This is a genomic window from Fulvivirga marina (genome assembly GCF_016775155.1).
In the GTDB taxonomy this organism is placed as follows: Bacteria; Bacteroidota; Bacteroidia; order Cytophagales; family Cyclobacteriaceae; genus Fulvivirga; species Fulvivirga marina.
Window position 1 is genome coordinate 60,250 of the sequence record NZ_JAEUGD010000064.1, and the last position, 18,948, is coordinate 79,197.

General features: G+C 40.6%; 10 protein-coding genes. 7 read left to right on the top strand and 3 right to left on the bottom strand.

Annotation, left to right across the window (positions count from 1 at the left end):
• The first annotated feature begins 1 nt into the window (after window position 1).
• The 7 genes from JMN32_RS19225 to JMN32_RS19255 all read left to right on the top strand — a co-directional run bounded on the left by JMN32_RS19225 (window position 2) and on the right by JMN32_RS19255 (window position 15,084).
• Window positions 2-4,213: a T9SS type A sorting domain-containing protein gene (locus JMN32_RS19225; RefSeq protein ID WP_202857996.1), complete on the top strand. Its 4,212-nt coding sequence runs from the start codon at window positions 2-4 to the stop codon at window positions 4,211-4,213.
• 14 nt (window positions 4,214-4,227) lie between these two features.
• Window positions 4,228-8,055, top strand: coding sequence for a hypothetical protein (locus JMN32_RS19230; RefSeq protein ID WP_238354547.1), 3,828 nt, complete (start codon window positions 4,228-4,230; stop codon window positions 8,053-8,055).
• A 7-nt stretch (window positions 8,056-8,062) separates the two neighbouring features.
• On the top strand, window positions 8,063-9,154 hold the full coding sequence (locus JMN32_RS19235) for an outer membrane protein assembly factor BamB family protein (protein ID WP_202857998.1): 1,092 nt from the start codon (window positions 8,063-8,065) through the stop codon (window positions 9,152-9,154).
• A gap of 187 nt (window positions 9,155-9,341) precedes the next feature.
• Window positions 9,342-10,514: an outer membrane protein assembly factor BamB family protein gene (locus JMN32_RS19240; RefSeq protein WP_202857999.1), complete on the top strand. Its 1,173-nt coding sequence runs from the start codon at window positions 9,342-9,344 to the stop codon at window positions 10,512-10,514.
• A 20-nt stretch (window positions 10,515-10,534) separates the two neighbouring features.
• Window positions 10,535-11,836, top strand: coding sequence for a YARHG domain-containing protein (locus JMN32_RS19245; protein ID WP_202858000.1), 1,302 nt, complete (start codon window positions 10,535-10,537; stop codon window positions 11,834-11,836).
• A 61-nt stretch (window positions 11,837-11,897) separates the two neighbouring features.
• Entirely contained in the window at window positions 11,898-13,226 is a 1,329-nt protein-coding gene (locus JMN32_RS19250) for a YARHG domain-containing protein (protein ID WP_202858001.1), read from the top strand.
• Between the two features lie 55 nt (window positions 13,227-13,281).
• Entirely contained in the window at window positions 13,282-15,084 is a 1,803-nt protein-coding gene (locus JMN32_RS19255) for a hypothetical protein (protein ID WP_202858002.1), read from the top strand.
• Between the two features lie 134 nt (window positions 15,085-15,218).
• On the opposite strand, the gene JMN32_RS19260 is transcribed toward JMN32_RS19255, so the two are convergent.
• The 3 genes from JMN32_RS19260 to JMN32_RS19270 all read right to left on the bottom strand — a co-directional run bounded on the left by JMN32_RS19260 (window position 15,219) and on the right by JMN32_RS19270 (window position 18,917).
• The gene (locus tag JMN32_RS19260) at window positions 15,219-17,420 is read right to left on the bottom strand and encodes a molybdopterin cofactor-binding domain-containing protein (protein ID WP_202858003.1); all 2,202 of its coding nucleotides are present in this window, start codon (window positions 17,418-17,420) and stop codon (window positions 15,219-15,221) included.
• A 31-nt stretch (window positions 17,421-17,451) separates the two neighbouring features.
• Window positions 17,452-17,910 (bottom strand): (2Fe-2S)-binding protein, encoded by a 459-nt coding sequence (locus JMN32_RS19265; protein ID WP_202858004.1) that lies wholly within the window; start codon window positions 17,908-17,910, stop codon window positions 17,452-17,454.
• A 122-nt stretch (window positions 17,911-18,032) separates the two neighbouring features.
• Window positions 18,033-18,917 carry a hypothetical protein gene (locus JMN32_RS19270; protein WP_202858005.1) on the bottom strand — a complete coding sequence of 295 codons (885 nt, stop codon included), beginning with the start codon at window positions 18,915-18,917 and terminating at the stop codon, window positions 18,033-18,035.
• Window positions 18,918-18,948: the final 31 nt, after the last annotated feature.

Below are 18,948 nucleotides of genomic sequence, written 5' to 3' on the forward strand. Positions count from 1 at the left end.
TATGCTAGTGAAAAAAGGTTTTTGGTTATGTGTCCTGCTCCTTTTTAACCTTAACTATTGTTATGCGGGTGAAGGCCAGGGGAACATTACTGTAAAGATTACCAAAACAATTGGGTACTGTAAAGATAGTAAAAATGGTGCTCCTGAATACAAATTCCGGTTTGCCTATAACGGGAGTACACCGGAAAAAGGCATTGACGGAGGGGCTGAGGCTACATGGTATTCAACCAACCTGTTACTATCGAATAGTACCTATACAGGTGCTCCTGAAAATTTTCAAATAGACTTCAGGGCCTATGAGTATGATGGCGGAGGCGGTAGCGATAATGATGATTACAAACTCGGACCGTATAGCCTTTATTTCAATCCGATGGACTATGAAGTGGGAAAGGCCAACAAGCTGTACATGCTGATTTACAAGCAGGCATGTACTTCCAAAAAGGTAATATTTTCGTCAATATCCGACTACGAGAACTACGTAGCCAAGTTGCGGAGTGCCCCCAGTTGCGGTACTTTTTACAATTGGTTGTGGGGAGCAGAAGTTACAATCCAGTACACCTCACCCGCACCTACCATTAAGAGCTTCGGCCTTCCGGCACAAAAATGTTTTGATGATTCCATTAGCGTAAAAACTACGATACCCAAGGCGTTCAAGAAAAAAGATGTCAGCTACTCCTATGAGTACCTTTTCGATAGTGAACATGTCAATGAAACCAAATGCCGTCCGAACCCTGCATACTGTGGCCCTTGCAGTGGTGGTACCCCTTTAAGGATAGAGAGCCGTTCCGGGGCAATAGAAAATGCTGCCCCCATTGACGGCGGCAATCAGCCTTGCTGTGATGAACCCTCACAAATTTGTGAAACCACGAAAAGATATATATGGCGGTCGTTGCCAACCTCGGCCTATACAATAATCAATAATAAGGACACAGTTGAATACATGAAGTTAAAGATTGGGGACATTCCCCAGATTGCCTCAAAGGTAAAGTCAAACAATATATTGAAGATTACTTTCAGGGCAAGGGCCGCATCAGGTACCTCTACCAGTAATTACTCTGATCCTAAGTTTGTGGACGTAGCCGCCGCTGCCCCAACCTTTACTGTTGCTTATACAACCCCATCCTGTCAAACCGACCCTGGCACAGGTACAATAGCGATTACCAATGTCAGCGGGGTTGGCTCGTATCGTTACTATCTTCAAACCAGCCTATGTGATGACCCTGAAGCCGATGCTTGCGTTAGTTTTGGTGCCGCAAAAGGTAACTTTACAGGTTCGTCAGTAACCATACCCAATGTTGAACCAGGAACATATTATGTATACGTTGGCAATAACGGCGGAGAACTTGGGAACTGTGCGCGGTACATGGTAAAAACAGTAAACGCCATCCCTTTACCGGTGATAGATGCAGCCGTTCCTGATGATGTTACCTGCCCCGAAGGTAGTGATGGTAGTGTTAATATAGCGGTTTCTGGCGGTAAGGATGGAGTTTTTACCTATGTGCTATCTCCTGAAGTTGGGAATTTCAATGCAGGTGCAACTGCCCGCAAAGGAAGCTTCTCAGGGCTTGCAGCCGGTCAGTACACCGTGACCGTAAACGATGGCTGTATGAAAGATACTGCGAAAGTATTTACCGTTCAGCAGCCACCCAAAGTAACCGCTACAACCGAACCCACCACACCGCTATGCTTTAATGAACCCGATGGCAAAATCGGCATCGACGCGAGCTATGACAAAACCTTTGCAAACTATGTAAAGGATGGCTCAGGAACCTTTAACTACAGGCTTTACAACAGCAGCAACCAACTGGTGGATGAAGAACTGAACACCACAGCTACCAGCCACCTCTTTACCGGACTGGCCGGTGATACTTACACCATAAAAGTAACCGATGCCGGGCAGCCGGGATGTGCCGCCTTTGAAACCACCCAGAAAGTAGACGCCGTTGTGCCACTGTCCCTGGCACTGGCAGATCAAAAAAATATCTCATGCTTCGGCGCTGCCGACGGACAAATAACCGTTTCCGGCTCAGGAGGCTTCAATAAATATGTTTACATGCTTGCCCATACAGGTACCGGTGAAGAAATAACCAATACCACCGGGGATTTTTCTGGGCTGAAACCAGGAACCTATCAGATGGCCATCAAAAACGATGTGACGACCTGTACTGACCAATACCAGTTACCAGGAACAGTTACCCTCACCCAACCCGAAGAAATGACCATTGCCCTGTCCCCGAAAAGGATTACCTGCTTTGAATCTGACAACGGAGGGATCAATGTGAGTACTTCCGGTCTTTTGAGCAACTATACCTTTGGCTGGACATGGAACGGCGCTTCTTACAAGACCGGAAGCCAGGGTGAAACTCTATCCATTTCCGGATTGCTTCCCGGCACCTACCAACTGACCATTACCAATAGCAATGGCTGTATCAAAAGCTCTCAAGCCTATACTATGGAAGAGCCGGCAGTACTCGTTATAGAAGCCGTTGACGTGGACAGGCCGGAATGCTTTGGCGAAGTGGACGGCACCATTATTCCTCATATTAAAGGAGGATGGGGTAGTTATACCTGGTACTATTCTAATGATAATCAGGCTACCTGGACAGCTTATGACGAAACAAAACAATTTGGCCCGGCCACATACCACATCAAAGCTATTGACATGGAAGGATGTGAAACCGTTTATGCCGATGCGATTGAATTTCTCACCCCTGATCTGCCTCTGGATATGGCGCTTTCCATCACATCCAGAAACGGTTATGGCATTAGCTGCTTTGGTGGGGCCGATGGAGAGGTGAACCTGACAGGTTCAGGTGGTATAACCTTTAACTCAGACTCGCCCTATCTATACAGCGTAGACGAAAGGACTTTTGGCACAACGCCCGTTATAGGCGGTCTTACTGCCGGAGATCATACTTTTTATATCAAAGATGCCAACGGTTGCGAGGTAGAAAAAATATTGAACCTGCCCGAACCTGAGTTGCTGGAACTGTCTATGACAGACAAGACTGATGTGAAATGTTATGGCGATAATAGCGGGAGCATTACGGTAGCAGCAAACGGAGGTATTGCTTCTTATGAATACAATCTGAATAGCGGAACCTATGGAAACCAGCCTATATTTACTTCCCTTACATCCGGCACCTATACCCTTGGGGTGAAAGACCTGAACGGTTGTGAAACCTTTATAGAGGTAACCATAATAGAACTGAACAGCCCGATGATACTGGATGCTAATATAGTGCACAGTTCATGTTATAATTATGACAACGGCCATATCGAAACGACCATGCAGGGCGGCGTGGCTCCTTATGCTTACTCATGGTCACATGGAGCAGATACCAAAGATGTAACATCTCTGGCACCTGGCAGATACACTCTGACCGTAACCGATGCCGAAGGCTGCATAGTCCTGGGCGAATACGAAATAACCGAGCCGGACAATATAGACATAGAGCCGGAAGCTACCCTTTGCCAGGGGCAGACCTATACCATTGATGCCACCTATGATGCTGAGGGTGCCCATTATTTTTGGTCTTCGCCCAATGGCTTCACCAGCAACGAAGCCCGGATCACCATAGCAGAAGAAGGGATTTATACCGCCGAAGTAAGCCTGCCTGATGGTTGCGTCATGAGCGAGCAGTTTGAACTGAAGCGTTCGGACGTACTGTTCGATGTCAACTTCCTTACGGCTACCGAACTCGAAGCCGGGGATACCGTGGTGATTGTTGATGTAACTGATCCAAGACCGGATAGTGTGGAGTGGTATTTTGGTGGTGATATGACCGTTATAGATGACTCATCAGGCCACCCGCAAGTACTTTACGGCCAGGCAGGTGAATACGAGATCGGTTTTACGGCTTATTTCGGAGGTTGTGTAGATCATCAGACCAAATCTATTACAGTATATGACAAGGATGAAAAGCCAAACAATGGTCGCATCTTCTTTGGGGAGCTTGGTATTAAAACGGCCCGGGTATACCCTAACCCCAACCAGGGCAAATTTGAAGTGGTTATTGAGTTGCATCAGCGTGCTGATCTTATGCTGGAAATATATGATATGTACGGGTTGAAAGTTACGGAACAGCAGTTTTCAGGGCGAGACTTTTATATGACTTCATTTGACCTTTCAAATCAACAGAGCGGTGTTTACCTGCTTAGGGCAATGACCGGAGATGAAGAGACCGTAATCAAAGTGCTGGTGAACAAATGATACAGATGACCAAGATGAAGAACCGATACCAATATAATTACCCCCTGATCTTTGCCTTGTTGACGGCGATTTACATATTAACGGGAGTAGCTCAAAGTGCTTTTTCTCAGATGTATCCGGTAAATGCTACCACCCAAATTGCACCGCCATACTCCGTATTCATCAGCGACTATGTAGCGCCGGGGTCAGAACAGCTTAAACTTAACCTTTTCCTTCGCGACCTTACCGAGCCGGTCTATGATGTCAGGCTCAGACTGGTGATTAAAGGGCAGGGGGTGAGGATAGAAACTTCACCCACCTATAACCCTGCGCCCATAACCATCGAAGGAGGACTTTCCACCTGGCTGGATGCTACTGATCTGGCGCCGTTGTTCGAGAGCAGAAACCTCATTTTTAGCGGCTACAGCAAATCGGAGTTTGAAAGATATGGCAGGTTACCCGAAGGATTTTACCAGTTCTGTTTTACCGTTTACGACTACCGCCACCCTGAAATACAGCTCTCTCAGCAAAGCTGCCAGAACCTCTGGCTGGTACGTCCTGATCCGCCCATGCTCAACCAGCCCGCATGTGCCGCTGAGCTTGAGCTGAATGAGATGCAGCAATCGGTGATATTCCAGTGGACACCGATGGCTATTTCACCCAATTCCAGCTTTACAACAGATTATATTTTCAGGTTGTACGAAATCCGTTCTGAAGGCCGAAACCCTGCGGACATTGTGCTCAGTACCAACCCGATCTATGAATTACAAACGGCTGAAACGAGCCTGCTCTACGGTGTTGCAGAACCACCTTTGGTGCCGGGAATGGAATATGTCTGGCAGGTTCAGGCGATAGACTTGGGAGGGAGAGATCGCTTCAAAAACAATGGTTACAGTAAGATCTGTACTTTCAGGGTAGCCGAAAATGAAGAGCCGCTCCCTGAACCGGACGAGTTTAAGGCCTGGGGGCTTAATGAGAGTATGGGTATGGCTTCATGGGTTCCTTCGCTGGAACCGGATGGCTATACCGTAGAATACAGGCTGGCGGACAATCCTCAGGCAGAATGGTTTGTGGAAGAACTACAGCTCCCGCCGGATGCACAACTGGCCGACAGCATGTATGTGGTACTGCAAGACCTGATGGCTCAAACGGCCTACGAGGTTCGTATTGGTAGCAAGAGGGGAGCCTTTGTCAGCTCATGGACTGAAACCAAACGGTTTACCACCTATCCACCCCGGGTATTTGCCTGCGGTGATCCTCAGGAGGTTCAGCAGCCTTTAAATACCACTCCTCTTATTTCTGCCATTCGTGGAGAGGTGTTTACAGTAGGGGACTTCAATATGAGGCTCACTAAAGTAACGGGAGGTGACGGTGTATTCTCAGGCTATGGCTCTGTTGAAACCCCATTCCTCGGTTTCAATCTCGCCGTGAAGTTTGACAATATTCGGGTCAATGAACTGTACCAGGTAGTGGATGGGGAAGTGATTGCCCTTTCGGATGGTATTGATGGTTTGATAGAGACTTGGGAAGGTGATGGTGATGCAGGCTCTGATGATGGAGACGATAATACCGACGATGAGAACAGTGATACTAATAATGACTTTGATGGCGTAGATATTGATTATGACGGAGAGATCAGTGATGTAACCGTGGGAGATGATGGAGTAATTGTAGTGACAGATGAGAACGGAATGCAGCATACCTATGAGCAGCCCGTCGATCCGGAAACCGGGGAGAAGGAGGATGTCAGGTTCACAGATGGGTCGGGAGATACTTGGGTTGTGGATGGTGAGGGGAATGTTACGCAAGGAAACAGTAATGTTACAGATGATGAAACAATTGATACTGAAAAAGAACTAATTAAAGAAGCTTTAGAATACTTCAAGCAGGAAATTACCACTTACCTTGAAAATAACGGCAAAGGGCCTTTGGATGAGGTGTTGCTTAGAAGAATACAATCATTACCTGATTGTCTGCCAAAGGATGAAGAAAAGTTGCAAGCTATTTTGGGAAAAATTGATGATCTAATTAATGAACCTGATAATCTATTAGTATTAATAAAAGAAGATGACATCAATGGCCCTCAGGTTGAACTGATGGTTGATCAGCTCAAAGGCAAGCGGCCTCCTTATAGCAGTGAGCTTTCTGAGGAGCAGTGGGATCAGCTTGTTCAAATATTATGTCCTTATCTTGTTGAGGAAGAGGAGAGGCCTGAATTAGTGACTATTGTGCCTATAAACGATGATCAGTTTGCATCTGGTATTGACAACGATAAATTGGAAATCACATACTCAATCAAGGCTACCGAGAAATATCCCTTGCAATATGCGAAGCTGGAGGTTTATAAGAAGGACGGAACATTGGTCTATGTAAACAAAGAGGATATAAAGATTGGCGAAAATTTAAGCTTTAAATGGGATGGGAAAATGAACCAAGGAGATAAAAATGGAAAATATATTAGACATGATATGTCTCCATTTAAAGTAAAAATTGTTGCTAGTCGGCTGGAGAATTTCACTGATAATTTTACTGTATATACAAGTGGAAAGGTTTACCCTTATGTTGATGAGTGGATGGACGCTTCAGACGAAATTAAGGAAAGGATATTTATTAATAATGCTCCAATTGGAACAACCAAGTTTCAATACTATATAATGCTAAGGGATGATATGGTTGAAAACATTGGAATTGAAAATATTAATTCAGGACCTTTGAATTATATGGATAAAAATGACACGACATTCATGTTTCTAGGCAAAAAAATAGCTACACATAAAAATTACAGACCCATTTTAGAAGAAATTGAAGCGAAAATGAAAAGTGCTGGTGATTATAGTATGTATAAAAATAAGTATAGTATAATTGATTATGGCATTAGATTTATGAACCACTCCAGAACAATAAGTGATCACTCATTTGGATTTGCAATTGATATTGATCCTTTGAAAAATCCACAGATTTACGAAAAAATGAACTTGTTCTTCAAGGTTGTGACTAATGTTGATTTTTGGAATACTGATTTGTCAGTAGAGCAAATGAAGGATGCAAGTAACCTGTTTAAAAGCAGAATCAATTCCACTTCCTTAAATTCAATATTAGAAGGATTTAATTACATTGACCAGAATTCTGGAGAGCAAGACTTTGATATTTTTAATATACAAACATCTGAGGACTACAGTACTTTGTATTCTGATTATGAAAAAATACATAAGAGAGTAAAATACTTAGTAAATGAGTTATGGTTTAAAAACAATATAACACAAGAATTTCTAAAGGAATTGCAGACTGACGTGCCGCTACAGTGTCAAGCAACTATAGAAGGTATTAATTTATTGATGGCAGAAGTACAAAATCAAAAAAAATTAATCGAAACGGGGTATGGAAGGGCTTTTTTGTGGAGTTTAAATTTTAAAGAGGAGTTGAATTATTACAAGACATATTTCAGTGCTCTTAATCAAACTTTGACATCGTATAAATCAGCTTATCAGCTAATATTAAGTGAGATTAACGAGACTAAAGATCCTGGGTATCTTCCTTCATATTTTGATATTACCTATGACCTCAAAAATGTGCCTCAATTTGATACTCAAAATGTTAGTATGTGCAAGGTTTTTATGGGGCGCTTTAATGAGATATTGTCTCATCGAAAAATGAAGGCAAATTTTTCTGGTTACGTTAGGTGGCTGAATGAGAATGGCACGCGAAGTGCAATATTGAGTTTGGGTGAGACTGGATTCTTTAACCTTGACAACAATTTCGTTAAATACTTTTTGAATAGTAATAAGATTGAATGGGGAGGAGATTGGACCAGAAAGCGAGATTGGATGCATTTTCAACCAAGTGAAGAGTATAGAACTTTTTAATATAGATATGAAGATAATATTTAGTGTTTTTTTAAGCCTGTGTGCGTTGCATATAAACGCTCAAAATGCAGAAATAAAACCCATAAATTATTTCGCAAAATTGATCTGGCAAAATGATTTGGATTTCAAAGAAGTCTTACCTGCTGTAAAAGGGAATTACGCTCATTTGTACGGCAGTATTTTGGATGTCACTACAGGCGCAAAATTGAGCAGCGAAGGGAATGTGGGTGTGTTTTCAGATCAATACATTGTCTATAGTACGGATTTGAAATTACATGCTTTAAGTCTGGAGGTTAATGGAGATAGTATTGAGAACACAAGGAAAAGGGCTTATTACATAGGTGAAAACAAAATCCATTCTGTTAAGGACAGTATTTGGGTAGACATTGTTGATGATTATTTAATAGAAGGAATAAACCTAAAAACAAATGCCAAGTTATGGCAAACCAAATCAGATTCGAGAATATTTAATTGTCCAATTATTAATGGAGACCGGGTCTTGGTAGTAAATGAATCAACATTGATGATTTTAAATAAACGTAATGGTAATCCGGTAAGTAGATATTCAATTGGTGGCAAAGTATTGTCAGGAATGAAAATTTCCGACGACTGTGTATATATGGTGGTTAAGGATATTGGATTGGTTGCATTTGATTTAATGAAAAATGAAGTTATCTGGACTTATCCTTTGGGGCGTTATGCGAGTAAAAAGAATAGAATAGCTTATGATGATAGATATGTGTATGTAACTGATAATTCGCTGTTCGCATTGGATAAGGAAAGCGGTGTGCTAAAATGGACTATTGACGAAACGGACAATGGCTATATTGAAAAAACCGAATTAACGGTTATAAAAGATTTTCTACTTTTTTATTTATACGAGGAGGGAGACCAGTTCTTAACTGTGGCAGATAAAAAGAGTGGTAGTATAATATATCAAGGACTTAATTCTGCTTTAATAGGCAAAGACTCAGAAGTTAATGATTACGAAACTAATGAAAATAGGATGATGATGCATTTTAGTAGTGAAGTAGTTAATGGTGATATAATCATAGGTGTTCTAGATGATAAGATCTATGGGTTTAAATTGATGAAATAGCCTATACCACTAAAGCATGCGTTTAAATATCATGATCTTAACTGCATTTACTTTTTAGCGTAGCGATCCTAAGACCTAAAATGAAATAGGATGTCCGCTCAAAAAGATACAGGGTCCGTGGCGGACGCTACCAGGGTGGTTATGAATTCTAGAGCATAGCCAAAGATAAGTTTTAAGAAGAAAACACATGAGATATACAATTGTAATTGCATTTAGCTTGTTATTTTCATCTAAGGGAACAGCACAAGTGATAACCAATATTTATGCTAATAAAAGTCTTGCTGAAATACTTGAGCCAAAATGGGAGTTCTCTTATGAACAGAATGATTACTCAGCATATTTTATCAAGCGTGTTCTGGTTAAAAATGACTTGCTTATTCATCATTTTAATATGGATTTTGTGGTGGACTTGAAGACCTCTAAGCTGCTGTTTTTCTCAAACATTGTAGATCAGCAAGTAATCAAATCGAGGTTACCGGATAGCCTTTTGGTATATGACTTGATGGATAAAATAGTGATAAAAAATATTTATACAGGTGAAATTTTTCTCAATAAGCGTAAATATAAAAAGTTTGGTTTTATAAGTGATGGAGACTTTCCTTATTTATTAAAGGATTCTGTTCTATGCTATTTAGAAGATAAAAACAAACTATTTGGCTTTAACCCCTTTACCAAAGAGCAGGTGTGTAAGAAGGAGTTTCCAGAAACGGTTTATACCTTTCAAGAGTATAATCAAAACCTGATCAATCTGACCACCCGAACCTCTTTTTATCAACTGGATAAAAGTACTGGTGAAATACTTTGGACTCTTCCAATTATTACCGAAGGAAAGTCCTCATTAAATGGTGGCCTGAACAGACAAGACAATAAGCTTTACCTTTGGGCAGAATCATTTGGGTTGAATGTAGTGAACCTGGAAACACGACAAATAGAGTCCACATGGCTGGCTGGTCGTGATAACTCGGAATTTACTATGCAAATGATATTTGACGGAGACAGTATTTTTGCCCGAACCCCTATGAATGTGTATTGCATCAGCAAAACCTCTGGGGAAGTATATTGGGTATCGGAGGATGTAAAAATAGTCTCGGAAATCACCCTTACAGATGATTATATTTTCTTTGAACAATATGGTAGGGAAAGCCTTGCAGGCGTAATAACCGCATTAAACCGTCATACACACAAAATTGAATATGCTCAGTTTACTTCTGAGAAATATCCCCCGGAAGATCCAGATAATTACATCCTTCAGAATCGACTAGACCTTACCCGTTTTCGATTTTTGGATCGCCCTTATCAGGATAAGTATTTGTTAGGCGATGATGGAAGTAATGTTTATTGTTTTGAGATTTTGAAATGATTAGGTATATAACATTATTAATGTTGCTTCTGCTAGGAAGTTTGGTTGGGTCTGCTCAATCAATAGAAGAATACTTTGGCGTAGAGGATAATAGCAAAAACTCACTTTTTGTGCGGCTAAATGATATTAAAGTTATTGAGAGCATAGATGAAAAATTCAACTATCAAAATAAGCTGACTCTCTTTAACAGAAATCAAAAAATAGATTCTCTATCGTATGACAATGAAAATGTATTGAAGTTGCCATATACTATTTCTGAAGAATCCGGCAAAATATTTTTATGTTATTCCAATGAACTTAAAGGTTACCAAAAGTTGAGCATTGGAGGCAAAACACTGGAACTCCATGATTTATACTTAGATGATTCTTTAATTTTCATTGAGCGTCAATACAATCATGCATATTATTCAAATAAAGTACTTAATAGCTACGGAAGTGAAGATCCTGTCGAAGTAGGAGGCCAAGTCCTTTACCGACAAAATATAATTAGTCGCACTTTTGAACTTTTATATGACTTTTACAAAATTCCAGAGATAAAGGACTACGAGACCTGGGCTCCTGTTGTACCATATATTACAGACGTGTTCCAAGTTGGCGATTCCAATGATAAAATATTGATCGAAACAGGAATATTCGATGGAGGGCTGATGAGTCTAAATTATTTCATACTTAACGTTTCTTCTGGACAAGTTGAGAATATTACAAGAACCGAAAATTTTCAAAAGATAACTGTTGATCCAAAGGAGAATCTCGTCAATCATATTGACTTTAAACGTCTCTATTTTGAACCTCAGATAGGAAGTTACTTTTTAATGGATGCCTCTGATACTTTGGCATATTTCACTGCTGATTTTTCCGAAGGTACCGCAAGGTGGGAGCAAGACGCATTTGTGATTAATAAAGACTATCAAATTGTTGACAGAGCTTTGAAAAGGGATTTGTATGAAGTTGGTTTTGTTATTGAAGATAAAAAATCATGGTATAGAATTAGGTCAGCTTCGGATTCTACTTTATTGGATTTTAATATTCAGTTGAGATATCCAATGGAGAAGGCTTTCTATAATATTTATTACGATCTCCTGTTGAACAAAGAATCCCTAGCCAACGTGGATATACATGAGCTATCAATTCTAAAAAATTTCATTTTTGCCAAGCATAACTATCAGTTTCAGTCCTCATTTTATCAAGCATATTTTAATACTTTTTCTTTTTACAACTCCAAAGAAAGCAAAAAACATAGAAGAAAGGATGTTAATAATCTTCTTACAGAAATGGATAAAAAAAATCTGGATGTAATCTTAAAGAAGATTAGAGATTTATAGTCTTTTCTTTAATTAAGAAGAACAGATGCTCATCGTCAATAAAAAGATTGTTTACGCTGGTATGATTAAAATTATAGCTAATATTTTGCTTTTATCGCTGTTTCTATCACAGGTAAATATTTATGCACAAATTTCCAATGAGGAATACTATAACTACCTTGAAGATTCGAACATTCACGAACAAATTGAGTTGGAAGACTTACAGATTTCTTATGAAAGAGATAACACATATAGGTATAAATCGATTTTGTACCTAAAATCTGACACTACTGTTTTGGATTCATCGGCTTTTGATAACGGGTACGTTCAATTTCATGAAGCCATTAATCCAGGAGATAGGTTTAATGCATGGTATATAAACAAGGATGCGAATCAGTCATTAAACATCTTTATCCTTCAAAATAAGTTTCAATCTAATCAAATTTCAGGTTTAGATACTTTATACCTTTTTGAATACCTGTACGGGTATAACTATTTTGTAGACAAATATATATATGTAAATACCGAAGGAGAGAGATGCGAAGGGCATGGTTTTAAGTTATATCGGGGAGCATTTGGAGAAAACGGAATAGACATGCTATTTGACTTTTATCAATTGGAAGAAATAAAATCTTATGAAAGTTGGTCTCCATATTTGCCATTAGTCACCAAACTATATTCTATTGGTAGAAATAATAAGATTTTGGTGGAAACCGGAATATTTGATGGAGGGTTGACAGATCTTAATTATTTTATACTTGATACACGAGCAAATGAAGTACAGAATATTACTCAAACATCCAATTTTCAAACGTTAGTATCTGATCCCAAAAAGCACCTTGTAAATTATCCTCATTACAAGCACTTAAGTTTTGAGCCAAAGATTGGTAATGGCTTCATTGTTGATTGCTCTGATACCTTGGCCTACTTTAGTTCTGACTTTCACGAAAGTGATGCCCGATGGGATCAGGATGCTTTTGTAATGGACAAGAGGTATAAGATCATAGGGAGGGTGTTAAAACGCAAAATTGGGATAGTAGGTTATACATTCCGCAGTAATGAAAAGTTCTATAGAGTTAGGTCTAATGTTAACGGCTCAACTGGTGATTTTGATTTACAGTTAAAATACCCCATGGAGAGAGCATTTTATAACCTTTACTATGATAGTCTACTAAATCGAAATGCAGTGGTCGATCTTAATCTAAATGAACTGTTGATTCTAAAGAATTTTATTTTTGCCAAGCATAACTATCAATTTAACTCTCCATTTTATCAGGCATTTTTCAACACTTTCACTTTTTATAGCTCCAAAGAAAGCAAGAAACAGAGAAGAAAAGATGTTAATGGTCTTCTAACTGAAATGGATAAGAAGAATTTGGACATGATCATGGAGAAGATTAGGGATTTATAACCTGAGAAACCTTGATCAAATAAACGCTTTGTTACTTAGTTAAATAACCCTTTAGGTGAAGTATTATTTATTTTCGTTTACTCTTTGTTTAGTTTTTACCGGAGTACAGGCCCAAAACCTCGACAACCTCAAAGACCAGGAGCCAATCAAGGTTTCTGGTTCAGTAAACACGTCAGGAGTTTTCTACAATGCCTCGGGTATTGAGAACCGCAGAGATCCTTTTAATTGGTTTACCACGGGAAACCTGAACCTGGATATTTATGGTTGGAGTGTTCCTTTTTCTTTCAGCTTTAGCAACCAGAACAGAAGCTTTAGCCAGCCCTTTAACAGGTATGGGGTAACACCTCAGTATAAGTGGGTAAAAGCTTATCTGGGGTACAACAGTATGAATTTCTCCAAATATACCTTGGCTGGACATGTGTTTCTGGGAGCTGGCGTAGAACTTACACCAGGCAAGTGGCAGTTTAGTGCCATGTATGGAGAGCTTAACAAAGCAGTACCGGAAGATACCCTTGCCATCACTTCTAACTTACCGGCTTTTAAAAGAATGGGGTATGGTATGAAGGCCGGGTACCACGATCAGGCACACAGTCTTGAGGTGATCATATTTAAGGCGGAAGATGAATTGGGGTCTATTCCTTACGTACCTGTTCAAAATGAAGTATTGCCGAAGGAAAACCTTGTGATAAGCTTTTTAGGGCGAAAACAATTGTTCAAAAGAGTTAGCCTGAATATGGAATATGCTACCAGCGCATTAACGCATGATATCCGAAGTGAAGAGGTTGAGGCCAGTCATACTTTGGCACAAACACCATTGTTTACAGCAAGGGCGTCCAGTCAGTTCAACAATGCTTTTAATACCAGCATAGCCTATAATGGTAATACCTATGTATTGCAATTAAACTATGAGCGAATCGATCCCGGTTTCAATACACTAGGGGCATATTTTTTTAACGATGACCTTGAAAACGTAACTGTTAGTGGCTCAGTAAGGGCATTAAAAAACAAACTGACCCTTGGAGCTAATGTAGGAACGCAGAAGAATAACCTAGAAGAAACGGAAGTGAGTTCTACAGAACGGGTAATTGCATCATTCAATGCCAACTATATTCCAGATCAACATTGGAATATCAACGCCACCTATTCCAACTTCACCACCTTTACCAATGTAAGGCCGAGGTTTGATCCTTTCTTTCAAAATGATCTGGATACTTTAAATTTCTATCAGGTGAATAAAAACAGTGCATTGTCATTAGGGTATTCCTTTGGTTCAAGAGAGAACAAACAGTCCGTAATGTTTACCGGCTCATACCAGGAGTCAAGCGATGAAAATGATGAGATAAACGAAACAACCTCATCATATTTTTACAACGGTAACCTTGCCTATAGGTATATGATCTCCGCTTCCAACCTAAGTCTTTCCAGTGGTGTTAGTATGTACCGAAGCGAATTGAGTATGGCGGAATCGACCACCATTGGCCCTAATGTATCTGTAACCAAATCCATGTGGAAGAAAGCCTTACGAAGTACATTAGCCACTTCTTACAACATACAGGAATACTCTGATAATCCATCTTCAAAGGTGTTAACCATACGGCTAGGCCTCAATTTGACACCTGAAAAACTTAAAAAACAAGAAGAGGAACTGAAAGAAAAGGATCAGGAGCATAGCACAACCACAGGTGAAACCCTGCCAAAAGGTGTGGTACAAAAGGAGTCACCTGCAGAACCTGTAAAAAGGAAATGGTCGGGCAAGCATAGACTAGGGCTTAACTTGATTTACCTTAACAAAACCGGTGAGGCTACAACTAAATTTAGTGAGGTTACGGCTACTTTGACTTATTCTTATTCTTTTTAAACGAAAGCATATTTGTTTGAATAAATAACAAATCAAAGTAAAAAGGAGGACCAAGAAGTCCTCCTTTTCTATTATCATGACGTATTCTAAAAAATCGTCATCTAAGTAATTTTGAATCTTCCCTTCAAAATATTTTAATTCATCACCTTCTCTTTACCCATATGCTCTGCAAAAGGCTGGCTGGATATCCTTGATCCTGTCGCAGAGTAAATAGCATTAGCTAAAGCCGCAGCCACTGGGGGTAGGGAAGGTTCGCCCAAACCTGTTGGGTCAATACCATTCTGAACAAAGAAAGTCTCTATTTCCAGAGGTGCTTCACTCATTCTGATCAGCTTATAGTTATTGAAGTTGTTTTGATTGGGGTTTCCTTCTTTAAATGTCATAGCACTATACATGGCATGCCCCAAACCATCGATCATACCGCCCTCTACCTGGTTTAGTGCTCCTTCCGGGTTTACAACTATGCCGCAGTCAATAGCGCACCAGATCTTCTGTATAACGGGTTTATCATCTTTCATCACAAGGTCAATAACCTGGGCAACGTAGGAGTTATGACAGTAATAGGCCGATACACCCCGGCTTACACCAGGCTTACTGGTACCCCAGCCGGACTTCTCCTTTACCAGCTTAAGTACGCCCGCATATCTTTCAGGATCATAGTCATTTTCGGTACCTACAGGGTTCGATTTGGCCCTGTCAAACAGTTCAAGCCTAAAGTCAATAGGGTCTTTGCCTACTGTTTCGGCGATCTCATCTAAAAATGACTGCTCAGCAAAAGCTATAAAATTGGATGATGGCGCTCGCCAGGCACCTGTGGAGATATTAGAGCTCAAAGAATGGTTCTCAGCAAGATAATTATCCACTGCACCGGCAGGAAAACGGTTATTGAAAACCGGGCTTCCATTAATACCTGCCCCCCGCACTTTGAAGCCAATAAGGTTGTTGTCTGCATCGATGGCAGCCTGATATTTTACTGTGTATGCCGGTCTATATGTTCCCTGAGTCATGTCATCTTCACGGGTATATACCAGTTTTACCGGAGCATTTAATTTCTTGGAGATAGCAGCTGCTTCAACAGCGAAGTTACCATAAAGCCTACGTCCGAAGCCACCACCCATACGAGTCATCATGATTGATATCTTATCTTCAGGAAGTCCAAGTGTTTCAACGAGGGTTTTTCGAAGATATTCCGGAGTTTGGATAGGGCCTACAAGCTCCGCTTTATCAGCCGTTACATGGGCAAAGAAGTTCATGGGCTCCATGGTATTGTGAGCCAGGAATGGGGCTGTATAGGTTCGTTCGATCGTTTTTGTAGCCTTTTTAAATGCATCGTCCGGATTGCCATCTTTACGATCTGCCTGTTCAGGAGCTTTGTCCATTAAAGCGGCCAGTCCATTCATGTAGTCCTCTGTATTTTCACCTGGCGTTACTTCTTCCCATTCTATTTTTAGAGCTTTCTTCGCTTTCATAACCTCCCAGGTGCTCGTACCTACTACTACCACTAGCTCCGGAAAGGCATTCACATCAGACCATTGTTTTTCTATACCGTCCGGCAAGGAATTAATAATAAAAACATCCTTGACACCAGGTAATGCTTTGGCTTCGCTGTCATCCACGTTTTTAGGCTTCAGACCAAATGCAGGTGGATGCACTATCATAGCAATCAGCATGTCCTTTTCATAATAATCCAGCCCAAAGAGAGGCTCTCCCTTAATGATTTTAGGACCGTCAACATTTTTGGTAGGCTGTCCGATAATTTTAAAATCTTTTGGGTCTTTAAGCTCTACTTCTTCAGGTACAGCAATGTTGGCTGCTGCTGAGGCAATTTCACCATAGCTGATGCTCTGTCCTGATTTGTCTTTGATCATACCGCCTGCTGTAGTGAGTTCGCTCACGGGCACATTCCACTGCTTTGCTGCAGCTTCAAGTAACATGCGTCGCGCAGTAGCTCCGGCCATTCTCAGGCTCTGCCATCCCTGGCGTATCGACTGGCTTCCTCCGGCAAGCTGTCGGGTATATTTTTGAGTATCCAGGCCAGCCTGCTCTACTACCACGTTTTTCCAGTCTACATCCAGCTCCTCAGCGACGATCATCGGCATGGAGGTTTTTACATTTTGGCCAATCTCAGGGTTGGGCGACATGATGGTAACAATACCGTTATCTCCGATTTTTAGAAATGCATTGATGTTAAACCATTCCTCAGGCATTTGAGCCAGTTGCTTTTCTGAAGGGGTACATGATACCAGCCAGTTGAAACCCAAAATAATTCCGCCACCTGCCGCGGCAGATACTTTCAGAAATGATCTTCTATTATAATTGGTTTTAATAAGTGTCATGAAATGTCATTTTTGAGTTAGAGAACCGGGATCAACTTTTGGTTGCAGCCGTTTTGATCGCTGCCTTAATGCGTATATAAGTTCCGCAGCGACATATGTTTCCCGACATTGCCGCATCTATTTCACTATCTGAAGGGCTGGGGTTTTGCTTTAAAAGTGCTGCTGCGCTCATCATTTGCCCGCTCTGGCAATAGCCACATTGGGGCACGTCATGTTCAATCCAGGCTTGCTGTACAGGATGGTCCTGTTTTTTAGATAACCCTTCTATGGTGGTGATTGATTTGCTACCTGCTGCTGATACCGGGATAAGGCATGACCGTGTGGCGATACCATCAAAATGGATGGTACAAGCTCCGCACTGACCTATACCACAGCCAAATTTGGTTCCTAACAGCTTCAAATGATCCCGCAATACCCACAATAGTGGTGTATCCGGGGCCACATCTACGTGATGGGGCTTTCCGTTGATGTTTAAAGTATATTCTGCCATGATTCCTTTAATTTAGTTCAATTAGATTACTTAAGCCAGCGGGTCTTTCACTTTTAAGCCAAAATACTTTTTAGACAGGATCAACTACTCTGTCCGCAAGTTATAAACACAAGTGAGTGCGTTTAGTTTGGCTCAGCTTCATCAATGTGATTATTAAGTATCTGGCTTATTTCCTTAAGTACCTTATCCAATTCCCACGCATTGACTTTAAGCTCATTTAAATAAAAGTGACGGGTGTCCTCCCCGTCCAGATCTTCGTATTTGGTTAAATTCACGAGCCCTAATATACGTGCCAGAGGACTTCTTACTTTGTGTGAGTTGAGGAAAGCGTACTTGATCATATTCTGGTTATGCTCCTCGATCTTTCTGGTCCTTGCCTGAAGGAGTACCTCAAGTTGGCCTTTTACCGCGGATAGAGTGGCCCGCTGCTCTCTTAGCATCTGTTCATATTTGAGATGTTCCGATTTAAACATGGCGTAACCAATGTATATAAGTATACTACTAATGATAATGTTTAAATAATAAGGGAGTACCTGCCTGGTTTCAAAAGGTAGGACCGGCACGGTATAGTTATATAAGATTTTAACGGTGATATATGTTAGTATACTGATAATGAACAAGGATAAATAATATCTTTTTTTATCAAAGAACAAGATAGGGGATAATGCCGTGGTCAGAAAGTAAAAGTCAAATCCACCATTTACTCCATGATATAAACTGCCATAGACCTGCACGGATATAGCAAACAGAAAGAATATGTACCGTATGGTCATGAAGTACCCTTCGATGTGATAATGAAGCATAACAGCAAACACCATAACTTCAACTATACAGAGCCAAAATGGTAACGCCTCACCAAGGCTGATCAGGAATATGCCCATAAGTGAAACTACAATAATCGCCAGTATCAACATGATATTAAATATCCTGTAGATGCGATTATCCTTAAAGGAAAGTGATCTGTTATAGAGTATTTTCCGAATTAATACATCAAGTCCTTCTTTCATGTAAATCCTAAACCCGTTTCAAATAAGAGGG

Excerpts from the sequence above, each read along its gene's own strand:
- JMN32_RS19260 (WP_202858003.1), bottom strand. The coding sequence starts at position 17,420 with ATGACACTTATTAAAACCAATTATAATAGAAGATCATTTCTGAAAGTA.
- JMN32_RS19225 (WP_202857996.1), top strand. The coding sequence starts at position 2 with ATGCTAGTGAAAAAAGGTTTTTGGTTATGTGTCCTGCTCCTTTTTAAC.
- JMN32_RS19250 (WP_202858001.1), top strand. The coding sequence starts at position 11,898 with ATGATTAAAATTATAGCTAATATTTTGCTTTTATCGCTGTTTCTATCA.
- JMN32_RS19245 (WP_202858000.1), top strand. The coding sequence starts at position 10,535 with ATGTTGCTTCTGCTAGGAAGTTTGGTTGGGTCTGCTCAATCAATAGAA.
- JMN32_RS19265 (WP_202858004.1), bottom strand. The coding sequence starts at position 17,910 with ATGGCAGAATATACTTTAAACATCAACGGAAAGCCCCATCACGTAGAT.
- JMN32_RS19230 (WP_238354547.1), top strand. The coding sequence starts at position 4,228 with ATGAAGAACCGATACCAATATAATTACCCCCTGATCTTTGCCTTGTTG.
- JMN32_RS19240 (WP_202857999.1), top strand. The coding sequence starts at position 9,342 with ATGAGATATACAATTGTAATTGCATTTAGCTTGTTATTTTCATCTAAG.
- JMN32_RS19235 (WP_202857998.1), top strand. The coding sequence starts at position 8,063 with ATGAAGATAATATTTAGTGTTTTTTTAAGCCTGTGTGCGTTGCATATA.
- JMN32_RS19270 (WP_202858005.1), bottom strand. The coding sequence starts at position 18,917 with ATGAAAGAAGGACTTGATGTATTAATTCGGAAAATACTCTATAACAGA.